The organism is Mesorhizobium sp. W067, assembly GCF_054719525.1.
This window is the reverse complement of sequence record NZ_JBTTII010000001.1, coordinates 5,401,249-5,414,425: the sequence shown is the minus strand read 5'-3', so window position 1 is coordinate 5,414,425 and position 13,177 is coordinate 5,401,249. Positions and strand designations below refer to the sequence as shown.

Annotated in this window: 11 protein-coding genes; 4 read left to right on the top strand and 7 right to left on the bottom strand. The window is 61.5% G+C overall.

Annotation, left to right across the window (positions count from 1 at the left end):
- Window positions 1-41: 41 nt before the first annotated feature.
- Window positions 42-314 carry a hypothetical protein gene (locus tag ACYG97_RS26425; protein ID WP_023711266.1) on the bottom strand — a complete coding sequence of 91 codons (273 nt, stop codon included), beginning with the start codon at window positions 312-314 and terminating at the stop codon, window positions 42-44.
- 607 nt (window positions 315-921) lie between these two features.
- On the opposite strand from ACYG97_RS26425, the gene ACYG97_RS26420 reads away from it, so the two are divergent.
- From ACYG97_RS26420 to ACYG97_RS26410, 3 genes are all read left to right on the top strand, one after another.
- Window positions 922-1,599, top strand: coding sequence for a sugar transferase (locus ACYG97_RS26420; RefSeq protein WP_023668816.1), 678 nt, complete (start codon window positions 922-924; stop codon window positions 1,597-1,599).
- Between the two features lie 174 nt (window positions 1,600-1,773).
- A complete protein-coding gene (locus tag ACYG97_RS26415; protein ID WP_023732552.1) occupies window positions 1,774-3,036 on the top strand; it encodes a polysaccharide biosynthesis/export family protein in 1,263 nt (420 codons plus the stop codon).
- A gap of 116 nt (window positions 3,037-3,152) precedes the next feature.
- Window positions 3,153-4,244, top strand: coding sequence for an acyltransferase family protein (locus ACYG97_RS26410; protein WP_023732553.1), 1,092 nt, complete (start codon window positions 3,153-3,155; stop codon window positions 4,242-4,244).
- A gap of 67 nt (window positions 4,245-4,311) precedes the next feature.
- On the opposite strand, the gene ACYG97_RS26405 is transcribed toward ACYG97_RS26410, so the two are convergent.
- The 5 genes from ACYG97_RS26405 to ACYG97_RS26385 all read right to left on the bottom strand — a co-directional run bounded on the left by ACYG97_RS26405 (window position 4,312) and on the right by ACYG97_RS26385 (window position 11,677).
- A complete protein-coding gene (locus tag ACYG97_RS26405; RefSeq protein ID WP_023732554.1) occupies window positions 4,312-5,595 on the bottom strand; it encodes an O-antigen ligase family protein in 1,284 nt (427 codons plus the stop codon).
- Window positions 5,596-5,894: 299 nt separating this feature from the next.
- Window positions 5,895-6,722, bottom strand: a complete 828-nt coding sequence (locus ACYG97_RS26400) for an SDR family NAD(P)-dependent oxidoreductase (protein WP_023732555.1) — start codon at window positions 6,720-6,722, stop codon at window positions 5,895-5,897.
- Between the two features lie 96 nt (window positions 6,723-6,818).
- Window positions 6,819-7,304 (bottom strand): acetone carboxylase subunit gamma, encoded by a 486-nt coding sequence (locus ACYG97_RS26395; RefSeq protein WP_023732556.1) that lies wholly within the window; start codon window positions 7,302-7,304, stop codon window positions 6,819-6,821.
- Window positions 7,301-9,505 carry a hydantoinase B/oxoprolinase family protein gene (locus tag ACYG97_RS26390; protein ID WP_023732557.1) on the bottom strand — a complete coding sequence of 735 codons (2,205 nt, stop codon included), beginning with the start codon at window positions 9,503-9,505 and terminating at the stop codon, window positions 7,301-7,303. Before ACYG97_RS26390 ends, ACYG97_RS26395 begins: the two co-directional genes overlap by 4 nt.
- Window positions 9,506-9,517: 12 nt before the next feature.
- The gene (locus ACYG97_RS26385; protein WP_023732558.1) at window positions 9,518-11,677 is read right to left on the bottom strand and encodes a hydantoinase/oxoprolinase family protein; all 2,160 of its coding nucleotides are present in this window, start codon (window positions 11,675-11,677) and stop codon (window positions 9,518-9,520) included.
- 109 nt (window positions 11,678-11,786) lie between these two features.
- Here ACYG97_RS26385 and ACYG97_RS26380 point away from each other — a divergent pair, with 109 nt between their 5' ends.
- Window positions 11,787-12,566 carry a helix-turn-helix transcriptional regulator gene (locus ACYG97_RS26380; protein ID WP_023732559.1) on the top strand — a complete coding sequence of 260 codons (780 nt, stop codon included), beginning with the start codon at window positions 11,787-11,789 and terminating at the stop codon, window positions 12,564-12,566.
- Between the two features lie 19 nt (window positions 12,567-12,585).
- On the opposite strand, the gene ACYG97_RS26375 is transcribed toward ACYG97_RS26380, so the two are convergent.
- Entirely contained in the window at window positions 12,586-13,167 is a 582-nt protein-coding gene (locus ACYG97_RS26375) for a DUF1349 domain-containing protein (protein ID WP_023732560.1), read from the bottom strand.
- Between the last annotated feature and the right edge of the window lie 10 nt (window positions 13,168-13,177).

Genomic DNA, 13,177 nt, shown 5'->3' with positions numbered 1-13,177 from the left:
CTGCAAGATGATCCGAGGCCGACCTTGTGGCTTCAGACTGTTCAATGCACGCTGCGCCTCGCCGAGAGCTTCTCGCCTTCAACCGCCTTGTCGGCGCCGAGGCTTCTTTCGGCGTCGCGAGCCCTGTCGGCCGATGTCGGCGCGCTCCTGGCGATCATAACATACACCAACAGGAAATAACCGACTTGGATGAGGACAGCGCAGCCGATGACGCGAAGCACCGTTGTGGTGACCGTCGCGCCGTCGACATAGGACCACGCGACCACGATCGCGAGGGCGAAAACCATTCCAATGACGAATTTTGGTAATGACATGTTCGGCGGCCCGTCAACCGGCCCGAGCATGCAAAAGCGATGACTTACCCACCCGAGTATCTCCCCATTCGCCATGCGAGCTTATTTAGCTGCTCTTTTTCGGCCGGTTGCTTCCGGCCTTCCCAACCCATCCAGACTCTATCAGGAATAATTTGCGACTCTATTAAGGCGCGAAACTGACGGCAAGGGCAACCTGCAATAATTTTCGGCTTGGCGGCGGCTTGGACTCCGCCATGCTGCGATGCACACGCAGGGGTGGTGACCTAACTCGTCATGCGCTTTATACTGCAGTAGAATCAACAATGTTGATTAGTATTTTACTTGATTAATTTAGCAAAGCCAGTGATTCGAAAATCAGTTAAAGCCGTTCCCTCTGCGGCAAAGGACGATTTGCCCAAAACCCGCCGAAAAAAGGCATTACATTTCCTAGGGTTGCTAATTATTCGTCACAAACCCGCCATAAAGGGCAAAATTTGGGCAAGGAGCGTTTATTATTTAGTCAATTCCTGACGTGACTATTTCAGCCATATGGGAAATTGTGTGTTGCGCTGCAGCATTTTTTTGGTATCGTGGCATAAACCATCCGTTCAACGTATGGAGCTTTTGCATGAGGGACGTTGCCAAGTCGGCCAATGCGGCATTTTCGCATGTCGGCGTAGATTTTCCGCCACCCATCGGCGGGCTGCTGAAGCGCAGTTTCGATATTTTCGGTTCACTTGTCGGCCTGGTGGCGCTTAGCCCGCTGTTCCTGATGGTGGCCCTTCTGGTCAAGCTTTCCGACGGCGGCTCGATCTTCTACGGCCACAAGCGCATCGGACGCGGTGGGCGGATTTTCCCCTGCCTCAAGTTCCGCACCATGGTCGAAGACGGCGAACGTGTGCTGGCCGCCTATCTCGCGGCCAATCCGGAAGCCAACGCCGAATGGATCGCGACCCGCAAGCTGAAGAACGATCCGCGCGTCACCCGCGTCGGCGCCGTTCTGCGCAAGCTCAGCCTCGACGAGCTGCCGCAGATCATCAACATCCTGCAGGGCGATATGAGCCTTGTCGGGCCTCGCCCGGTGGTGCGTGACGAGCTTGAGATCTACGGCAGCGCCGCGGTCTATTATTTGAAGTCGCGGCCGGGCCTGACCGGGCTCTGGCAGGTCAGCGGACGCAACGATGTCTCCTATGACAGCCGCGTCGCGTTCGACCGTCACTATGTCGAGAACTGGTCGCTGTTCGAAGACGTTCGCATCATCCTCAAGACCGTGCCTGCGGTGTGGATGTCGCGCGGTTCCTACTGACCGACCGCAACTGGTCAGCAATCGGGCCGGTACGGCCCGAAGCCAATCCGGTCCAAAGCTATTCGGCGATGGGCCGGTCTCGCATTGCAGCCATAATTCTGCCAGGTTCCGAAGGAGGCACTCGGCAGCAGGTCTATCGGGCGGATGGGGCCAAAACGGATCGGAAACGTTCAGTTGAAAACAGACATATCAGCGTATTTTCGCCTTGCCGGCCCGATGCGGCCGGCACGGCTCGTCGCCACGTGCCTCGCTCTGTCGCTCGCGGTTCCGGCCATGGCCGACGAGTACCGGCTCGGCTCGCAAGACAAGCTCAACATCCGCGTCGCCGAGTGGCAGACGGTGGAAGGCACGTTCCGTGACTGGTCGGCGGTAAACGGCGAATATTCGGTCGGTCCCGCCGGAACCCTATCGGTGCCGTTCGTCGGCGAATTGCCCGCTGCCGGCAAGACCACGTCGGAGGTTGCAGCCGCCATCAGCGTAGCCCTGCAGCGAAAGCTTGCCCTGTCGGACAAGCCGGAAGCCTCGGTGGAAATGGTGCAGTTCCGGCCGTTCTACATTTCGGGCGAAATCCAGACGCCTGGCCAGTTTCCCTATGTACCCGACCTGACCGTGCTCAAGGCAATCAGCGTTGCCGGCGGCATCAGGCGCAACGCCGATTACGGCCCTCAGCTTGGTAAGGACTTGGTGACCGCCAAGGGCAATTTCGACATCTATGACGACCAGCGGGTCAGGTTGATCGTCAAGCGTGCCCGCATCGATGCGGATCTCGCCGGCAAGGAGAATTTCGAGGTGCCAAAGGAGGTCGAGGGCGATCCGCGACTCCCGGCCATCGTCGCCGACGAAATGCAGATTCTGACTGCCGACCAGAAGGCGTTGAAACTGAAGCTGCAGGCGCTTGACGAGTTGAAGGGCGTTCTGCAGGCCGAAATCGAAGCGCTTCAAAAGAAGATCGTCAACCAGCAGCGGCAGGTTGACCTTGCCAAGCAGCAGCTCGAAAGCATCAGCCCGCTGGTGCAAAAGGGCCTCGTCGTCAACACGCGCGTCTTAAGCTCCGAGCAATCCGTCGCCAATCTGCAAGGCCAGATCCTGGATTATGAAACGGCCATCCTCACCGCCAAGCAGTCGATCAGCAAAGCGTCGCAGGACACCATCGATGTTCAGAACACGTTGAATTCGAACCTTGCCGCCAGCCGGCAGCAGGTCGAAGCCGATCTGAACGAGGCCGCGCTCAGGGTGAGCATGCAGAAGGGCCTGATGGCCCAGGCATCGGATCCCGCCACGACGGCCGCCATCACAAGCAGCGAGGAACCTACCCTTCTCTATTCGCTGGTGCGTGTTACCGACGGCAAGACGAGCGAGATCGAAGCCAAGGAAGACACACCGGTGCTGCCGGGCGACGTCATCAAGGTGAAGCTGGCGCCGATGGCGAGCCAGTAGTTTCGCGCAGGGCTCGTTCAGTGAGACCGGAGCGGCGGAGGCGGGAGGAACAAATTCGGCTCGTTCGCGCCAAGGTGCGGGCGGGCAATTCCGTTTGGACCGCTTGAAGGCATAAGATGCAGCCCGCCGCGCCACGCCACGTCTACATCAATCTCGATGCCATCCGCGGCGTGGCGGCGATCAGCGTGATGCTCTACCACTTCTCGCCATTCCTGGCCGACGGAAAGGTGCTGCCGTCGAGCTATCTCGCGGTCGACCTTTTCTTCTTGCTCAGCGGCTTCGTCATCGCGCATGCCTATGACCGCAAGATCGAAAACGGCATGGGCGTCGGCACGTTCCTGCTGATCCGGTTGATACGCCTCTACCCGCTCTACCTTGCCGGCACGCTGCTCGGCTTTTTCTATTTGCTGGTCAAGAACAGGCTGATCCCCGCGGAGTACATGCCGATCTCCGAGATCGGCACCATGCTGACGACGGGCATGTTGTTCATTCCGCTGGTCAGCGATGCCTATCACACGATCTTTCCGCTCAATCCGGCGTCGTGGTCGCTGTTCTTCGAACTGACCGTCAACATCGCCTATGTCGCCGTGTTTTTCCTGCTATCGAGACGCGTGTTGACAGTCCTCATCGCCGTCAGCCTGGCGCTGCTGGTGGTCGCCTCGATCGTTGCCGGCACGCTCGACTTCGGCATGACCGGCAAGACCATCATCAGCGGCCTGCCGCGCGTCTGTTTCTCGTTCTTTCTGGGCGTGCTGCTTTGTCGATCCATGGCGCGCTATCAAGGCGGGCTGGACTTCCTGCGGCGCGGCTGGTGGGTCGAGGCCGTGATCGCGCTGACGCTTGTCGTCTTCGCCATCGCGCCGGCCGGCGGGGCGCGCATCGCCTACGATCTCGCCTGCACCGTCTTCATCTTCCCGGCCCTGGTGGTAATCGGCGCTGTGGCGCCCACTGCACCGCGCCTGTCAGGCCTCTACGGCTGGCTCGGGCGAATTTCCTACCCGATCTACATCATCCACACGCCGATGCTGATGATCATCGCCGGCGCGGGCAAGGCCGCGTCGATCGACCCGTTCGCGCACCATCCCTGGTTCGGCATCCTCATGGCGGTTTCGGTCATCGTCATCGCCGATATTGCGACGCGCATCTATGACGAGCCATTGCGCCGCTTCCTGCAGCGGCTGATGCAGCGCAAGCGGGCCGTCGCCTGATCCTCTAACTTCTTGTTTTGAAGCAATCCCCTAGGGAAATCCGCTTCACACTTTTCCTGGAATTGCTCTAGACGCGTGCCGGCATGTGGCCGCTGGCGGCCTTCTCGTCCCGCACGGGAGCATAGGCCCGCCTTGGCCGGACAACCGGTACCGGGCGCAGCTTGAACAGGCCGTAATAGACGATGAACGAGGCTGTGAAATAGGGGCCGAGGATCTCGACCTCGAAGAAGGAGCGGATCAGCATCAAGCCGACCGCGCCGGCAAGCACCACCGAATCGGCACTCCATTCGCCGAACACCACTTTCGAGACATGGCCGTAGAAGGAGCGCAGGATGATGACCGCCAGTATGGCCATGCCAATGAAGCCGAGCTCGACCAGTGTCTCGATATAGGTGTTATGGAAATGGAAGCCGGTGCGGGTCGAGATGTAGAACTCCGCCCAGAGCCGTTCCGGATCGGCAAAGCCCTGTATCCAGTAGGCGGCGTAGCCATAGCCGAGCACTGGACGCTGCTGCGCCGCCAGCCAGCCCTGTTCCCAGAGATAGGTGCGGCCGGTCAGCGTCGAATCCTTGCCGAATAAGCCGAGCACGAAGTCGAGCAGGCCGAGGTTAAGGGCGGCCACCACACCCCCGACCAGCGCGACGGCGCCGACGACAAACATGACGCGCCGATAGGCCCGCGACAGGATCTTGCTCATGCTAAGCAAGGCAACGATGCCGATCACCGCCGGCAGCGAGGCGACCGAGGTCGCCGAATGGGCGATCGCCAGCATGTAGACCGACAACAGCATGATTGGCGCGGTCCAGACGAAACTCATCCAGTTGCGCCGGTAAAAGCCGAGAAAGGCAAGGCAAAAGAAGATGCCCAGCGAGGCGAAGAAGCCGATCTGGTTTTTGGAGCCGAAGGCGCCGACGAAATTGGTGGTGCCGTCAATTGTGTCGAGCGCATAGCCGCCGACCTTCAGCGAATAAAGCAGCACGATGAAGATGCCGATCAGCGAACCCAGCACCAGCGTGCGCACGCTTATGGTGCGCGCGGCGATGTAGGCGCACAGGATGTGCGAGAAATATTGCAAACCCGCCCGCGCACTGGCGCCGGCCGCTTGCGACCAGAAGACCGAGAGGCAGATATAGGCTACGAGGACAAGCGGCAGCCAGGTGCTGGAGAGATCGCGCGTGAAGCGCCGGTAGTCGACGAACAGCAGCGGCAGCCACACCAGATAATAGGCAAGGATCAGGATCTTGCCGAAATTGGTGGAATACGCGAAGGCAAAGACCGACACGGCAACGGCGAAGGCGGCATAGGCCTTGTTGCCTTCCGGATCGATCAGAATGGATTTCGGAATCTTCATATACGTACCGGATTTCTCATCCTAGCTATCTTTCAATGGGCATGCCGCCTTTCAGCCGCATAAGCGCCCATGAACCGGCTTTTCGCGTCGGGCCTCGGGCGTGACGCCCGCCGGTGGCCGCACACGACCGCTGCCTTTGCCGGAGCCCGATCTGCGGGCATCCATTGTGCAGTGCAATATAACCTGTATCGCCTGTCACTCAAATGGTAAAGTTGTCACGGGCAAATCCACCGGCCAGAACGACCATGCAACAGCCAGATGGCACGAATGCGGCTTCGCGCAAAATCAGGGCTTGGCTGCTACCACAGCGCTCCGCCGGTGACCTGGATGTTTTCCATGGTGATGCCCTTGGCCAGATCCGAACACAGGAAGACGGCCAAAGCGGCGATCTCCTGCGGCTGCAGCATGCGCTGCTGCGGGTTGCCTTTGGCGATCTCGGCGATCGCTTCCTCGGCTGTACGGCCCTTGCCCTCGCGCTCGACGACCTGCGCCACATTGCGGCGCATCAACTCGGTCTCGACCCAGGTCGGGCTGATCATGACGCAGGTGACGCCGTGCGCCGCACCTTCCAGCGCCACGCAGCGGGTAAGGCCGAGAAGGCCGGCCTTGGAGGCGCAGTAGGCCGGGTTGTCCTTCCAGCCGACAGTGGCGGCCGTCGAGCCGATGTTGACGATGCGGCCCCAGCCGCGCTCGATCATGCCGGGCAACACGGCGCGGGTGACGCGGAAAGCGCCGGTCAGATTGGTGTCGACGATCTTGTCCCAGAGCGCGTCGGAATGACCGCAGACCGGCTGCTCGGCGGTGGTGCCGGCGGCGTTGATCAGGATGTCGGCCGGTCCGACAGCGGCTTCGGCGTCGGCCGTAAACCGGTTGGTCACCTCGCTGTCGCGGACATCGAGATGAGCGGCATGAACCCTGGTGCCATGTGCTGCCAGGGCAGACCGCACACGCTCGATTTCATCGGCGCCGGGATAGTAGGCGGCATCGGTTCTGTCCGTGCCGGCAGGCGCGATGTAGGAGCCGACGGCGACATTGGCGCCGGCTTGCGCCAGTGCCGTGGCAATGGCGAAGCCCATGCCGGAAAACCCGCCGGTGACGATCGCGCTGCGGCCGGAAAGGTCTGTCATAGGCAATGGATCTCCGATGCCGACATCTGATGCGATAGTCTTAGACCCAGCTCGGCAGCGAGCGCTACCTTGCCTGCGGTGCTGGCCACGACACTACTAGAGTGGTTTGCCCAACCACTCCCGATAGAAGCCTTCGAGGTCGGGCTCGAAATCATGCACGATGGGATAGCCGGGTGCAGCCGCTTCCACCTCGTGCATGGTGCCGCATTCCGGACAGATGAATTCGCGGATTTCCATCCATTGCGGATCGGGGATGTCGCTGTTGGGGTAGATTTCGCGCAGCGCTTCCTCGGTGTTGCGCACGATGATCGCGGCCTTCAGCTTCCAGTTCTTGCGACAGTCGCCGAAGGAATGGCCGCATTCGCAGCGGGTGATCCGCTCGTCGCCGCTCTGGCAGATGAACAAATGATCCGAGACCGGCAGCAGGATCGGGTCCTTCCAGGCGACACGGTCCTGATAGACGGCAACCATCTTGAAGAAGCGGTCATCGTCCTTGTAGGCGCCCATGATGCGCCTTGTCTGCGGCCAGGGCAGCTTGCCGGCGGCCAGATCGCCGAGGACTTCCTTGCGGTATGAGGTCATGGCTTGGCTCCCGGCATGAAAACCGACCTGGCGTCGACGTTCCAGAAATCGCTGAAATCTTTGGTGAAGCGCGACGAAAGCTTGATCGCGCTGGCATACATTTTCTTCACCTCAGGCGCGAAGTCGGCCTTCTCGACGCGGCTACGTTCGGCGGCGATCCAGTCCGAAACCGGGATAGCCTTGACCAGACGCTGCTTGCGCATGGCGGCGCGGCGTTCGACCGTGGCGTCGATATCGGCAACTGGATAACCCTCGGCATCGTCCTTCAGCACGATGCCGAAAATCTGGATCGCCGCCTGGCGGGTGAGGTAGCCGTTCTCGACATCCCATGCCGTCTTGATCGGGTCGCGCTCCAGCACGTCGCCGTAGCCGCCGCCGCCATTATAGGAATGGCTGAAGATGTCGCCCGACTTGTGCGGCGAGGTGATATAGGGGCCTTCGACCAGAGCGTGGTCGCCGCCGATGTTCCTCTCGTAGTCGGAAACATGCGGGTCGATCCCCGGTGCATGCGCCAGAGGTTCGCCTTTTGCCGCCAGGTCATGAATGTTGGAGTCACGCACGGCGCGATGCTTCTGGCAGGTCGGCGCCGGATAGCCGCCGCACATGCCGCCATTGTCGAACACGCGCGAGGAGTGTTCCGAAGTGTGCAGACGAAGGTGCGAGGTCTTGTTGATCAGCCAGGTCGAGATGAAGGAACAGCCGCCGCGATATTTGCCGGCACCGCCGGAGTTCGGCACGATCGAGCGGCCGATATAGACCATCGGCATCGACTGTTCCCAGACCTCGATGTTGCCCATGTCGGATTCCGGATTCCAACCGACATAGGCGGTGTCGAGGCCATCGGCGATGGCCAGCGCGCCGGAGCCGGCGGCGGCGCATTCGAAATGCGCCATGCCGAACGGCGTGCCGTACTGGCTTTCGCCGCCCATCTCGATCATCGGGCTGTTGACCTGGCCGACGAACGCCTCCTCGACGAAACCGCGGGCCACGAAGCCGCGCGACAAAAGTCGTTGGAAGACGCCATAGGCCGGCAGCAGCAGCGCCCATGAGGTGGCGGTCGCCACCATCTCGTTGTCGGGGTTGGTCCAGGTGCCGAGCGGCAGTTTCAGCTCGGTCGCCATCCAGGCGCCGTCATTGACCAGGCCCTCGAAATTCATGTGCTGGGTCAAGGTGACGAACATGCCGCCATCCATGCCGGCCGGCGTGCAGTTCATCGAATGGTAGCCCCAGGGCTGCGTGCCCTCGAAATCCATGGTGATCTTGCCGTCGGTGGTGATCTCCATCTCGATCGGGATGTTATAGAGCCAATCGGGATCACCTAGCAGCTGGAAGCCCGGCTTGCCCGCCGTGACGTGGCCATAGAACGTGTGGCCGCGATAGATGCCGGGCACGGTGAGCTGGCGGGTGCGGGCAAGCTGGGCGCGGCGGCCTTCCTCGATGAACTCCTTCGACACCTTCATCCAGTAGTCGAGGCCGATCTCGGAGATCAGCTGCTTGACGCTTTCGCGCATGTCGATGCAGGAGGCGACCTTGGCCTTCTCGTCCAGCACCCAGTAGATCGGCATGCGCAGATTGCGCTCGCAGCGGATGACGTAGTCGCGGCGGATCTCGTCATTCTCGCCGATCTTTTCGGCGCAGACGAACAGGCCTTCGGTGAAGCGCTCCTGCGCCAGGCAGACGTCGCCGCCGGGCGTGATGCCGCCGGCTTCGAGCTCGTGGCAGACCGCACCGGCCCAGCCGACCAGCGTGCCTTCATGGAAGATCGGCATTACGTCCATGACGTCGGGCACTTGCACGGTGCCGATGAAAGCATCGTTGTTGGCGAAGATGTCGCCTTCGCGGATCTTCGGGTTTTCCTCGTAATTGTTCTTGATCATCCATTTGATGAAGCGGCTCATCGTGTGGACGTGGACCATGATGCCGTTGGACAGCGCGATCGCATCGCCCTCGGGCGTATAGATCGCCACCACCATTTCGCCGACTTCGCGCACGCCGGGCGAGGCCGAGATGCGGCGGGCCATTTCGCGGGCCGAGACGCAATAGGCGCGCAGCTTGGTGTGCAGCGTCTCGAATTTCAGCGGGTCCTGGTTGCGTAGCGTGAGCTCGGTGATGCCGTCATAGCAGCCGGTCTCTTCCATCAGCCGTTCTGATTCGAGCAGCCGTTCGCGCAGGCGCAGGGCCGAGGCAGGTCTGTCCAACATGGCGGTCCCCTTTCAAGAATGGGTGTAATGCAGCAGCGTCCACTCATCGACATGGACACGGTCCTGCGGATGAACAACGAGCGTGGTGGCGGGATGTTCGATGATGGCCGGACCGATCACCTCATGGCCGGGCTGCAGTAGGTCCATCTCGTAGAGATTGGCCTTGTGCCAGCGTCCCCCGATATAGGCCTCGCGCACGCCCTTGTGCGCTGCTGCCGGGGCCGATCTGCCGAGCGGGCGCTTCAAGAGCACCGGCTTGACCTTGTCGGCGGTGGCGATCAATCCGAGCTCGGTGATGGTGAAGCCGGCTTCGCCATAGCGCGAAACGCGATGGTTGACCTTGGCGTAGACCGCCTCGAATTCGTCGATGACCCTACGCATGTCGTCAGCCGAATTGACCTCGGCAAGCGGTGCCATGACCTCGACATCCTCGAGCTGGCCGGTGTAGCGCATCATCAGGAACGGCACGGTCTTGATCTTGTCTCTGATATGGCCGTCGCTGATCATCTCGTCGACCGCCGCCTTGGTGAGATCATTCCAGACGTCGGTGACCTTCTTGCCGAAAGCGAGCAGCTCGTCATCGCTTGCGCGGGCGCCGATGTCGTGCTGCGTCGAGACCGAATGCCGACGCATGAAATCGGCGGTGGTGCAGCCGAAGGCCGAGAAGGCGGCGGCAAACTGGAAGGTGATGATGTCCTTGAAGCCGATGCCCCTGGAGCAGCCGGCCAGATGCAGCGGACCCGAGCCGCCATAGGACAGCAGCGTGAATTCCGAGGGATGGATGCCCTGGCCGGAGATGACCCGGCGCAGCGCGTTGTTGGCATCGGCTTCCAGCATGTCGATCATGCCTTCGGCAACCTCCTCGACACCGACGCCAAGGATGCTGGAGCATTTTTCCTCAAACGCTTTGCGCGCCTTCTCGACCTGCAAGACGACCTTGCCGCCGAGGAAATAATACGGGTTGAGGCGGCCTAGTATGGCGTCGCAATCGGCGATGGTGGGTTCAGTGCCGCCCTTGGCGAAGCAGATGGGGCCGGGGTCGGAACCGGCGCTTTCCGGCCCGAGCGAGACTTTCTTGGTCAGCGGGTCGACCTTGAGGATCATGCCGGCGCCGGCGCCGATCGTGTCGAGATGCAGCGTCGGCACGTTGAGCTTGAAACGGTCCATCAGCGGCTCGTTCTCGATCCGCGTCTGGCCGCGCGAAATGACGCCCATGTCGAAGGAGGTGCCGCCCATGTCCGAGCAGATCAGGGAGTCGTTGCCGATGAGCTTGCCGACATAGGCCGCGCCGAGAATACCGCCGATCGGGCCGGAAATCATGGTTTCGTGCAGGCGCGGATGGTTGATTGAGGTCAGGCCGCCAAAGGACAGCAGCGTCTGCACGCCGTATTTGAAGCCGTATTTTTTCGAAACGTCCTCGATACCCCTAAGCTGCTTGCGGCCGCGCGACGTCGCGTAGGCTTCGATCAGCACCGAGTTCAGCCGCGACTGTTCGCGGATGACCGGGCGGACCTCGTGGCTGGTGTAGATGAGGATGTCGGCGCCGGCTTTCAGGACCTCCTCGCGGCATATCTCGGCGATGCGCTTTTCGTGCACCGGATTGACGTGCGAGAAGATGGTCATGATGCAGATCGCCTCGACCTTGTCGGCGATCAGCTTCCTGGCTGCAGTCGCGACCTCATGCTCGTAGAGCGGCAGCACGATGTCGCCGAACTGGTCGATGCGCTCGGTGACGCCATGGGTGCGACGGCGCGGCACCAGCGGATCGGGATGATGGTGGGTCACCGCATGCAGCCGGTCGGCATAGGAATAGTCGGCCCAGGCCTGCAGGCCCCGACCCATCAGGATCATGTCTTCCAGACCCTTGGTGGTGATCAGGCCAAGCCGGCGCCCGGTGCGCGACAACAGCGTGTTGAGCATGCCGGTGCCGGAATAGAGCACGACGTTGACGCCGGAGAACAGCTGCTCCAGCGAGATGCCCCAGGCGTCGGCCGCGTCTTCGGCCGATGCGAGGAAGCCTTCGGCCTCGTTCTTGGGCGTGGTTGCCGACTTGCCGATCTTGAAGTGGCCGTCCTGGTCGACAAGGATCGTGTCGGTCATGGTGCCGCCGGCGTCGATGCCGATGACGATTGGATTGCCGACGATGGGACTGGTGAGGTTGGGTTGTGTCACGGTCGCCTCGGGATTGCTCTAGGATGCTCAAGCTAGATTCCTTGGGCGGCCTTGCGCCATGTGCCAAAAGACACAATGACCGCCGGACCGGGATCGCTGAGAAAAGGGCATGCGCATGGGCAATATCTGGGGGCCGCTCGCCAGGGCGATTGCCGCCACCGGTACGGACAGGCATGTCGACTGCCTGATCGACCTGATCGGCGCCGACATCGAGCACGATCTCGTCACCGTGACCCGATATTCGGCGACGAAGACGCCGGAATTCATCAAGCACCGGCGCTTCTCCGACGAGATGGTCCGGCGCTATCTCGACAATTACTACGTCTTCGACCCGTTCTATGCCTCGTGGCGGCGTGAGCAGAGGCTGGGCATCCTGCCGCTGAAGCGGCTTGCCGATGACGAGGCCAAGCGCGGCCAGTACATAGCCGGCTTCCTGGCGCAGTCGGAAATCTGCGATGAGGTCGGCATCATGCTGGCCGATGGCGGCGACTGGTGCCTCGGCATCTTCCTCGACCGCTCGACCTCCACCTTCAAGGAGAGCGAGATCGCCCTGCTGGACGAGCGGCTGCCGGTGTTCGAGGCCTTGCATGCGCTCGACATCAAGGCGCGCGGCACCGAGTTCTCCCGCACATCGGCGCCGACCGGCCCCGGCGCCTCGCCCCGGCAGGAGCCGGCCATCCCGGCGAGCCTGTGGCCGGAGCTGTCGCTGCGCGAGCGGGAATTGGTGCAGTTGATCCTGGCGGGACATCCGACCGCCAACATCGCGGAACGGCTCGGCATCGCCGTCGGCACGGTGAAGAACCACCGCCGCCGCATCTACGAGAAGCTCGACATAACCACCGAACGGGAGCTGTTTTTGCAGTTCTTCCAGCATCGGGCAGACGGTTAGTCCGCCATCGATATGGCCGTCAGTCGTGCAATTGCCTGGAAATCGGCGGGCCGACAGTAAAGCCGGAGAATGTTACCTCAAACCCTTCGCGCTGCGGCGAGCAGCACATCATGCCGACATCGACGGATTTGGAGATCGGGAAATAAGCCAGCCGCACCGGCTTCCACTTGCCATCGGTGGTATCAAGATATTGGATGCGGATCGCCTCGGCATGGCGGGTCAGCCGGATGCGCACGCCGTCGGGGCCGGTGGGAATGCTGAGCAGCGACCAGTCCGAGGTGTCGTTGGTGACCACCACCGAAAAGTAAGCCAGCCCGTCGGTGTATTCGATGCCGGCCTTGATCCAGTGCGTTTCACTCAGCCGCAGCATCAGCCCGGCCTGGTCGTAGAGCACCTTGTAGTCGCCCTTGACGGTGACTTCGGCGCTGAAGTCACCCTCAACCGGACGATAGAGGAAATGGCCATTGTCACGCCAGAAGCCGTAAAAGGTTTCGCGCCAGAAGTCGGTTTCCCCGCCGGTGCGCACATGCACGATGCCATTACCGAAAGCATGGTGCGGCGGCGGGTTGAGCCAGGTCAGTTCCTCTTTCGCCGCTGTCATCGGTTCACCC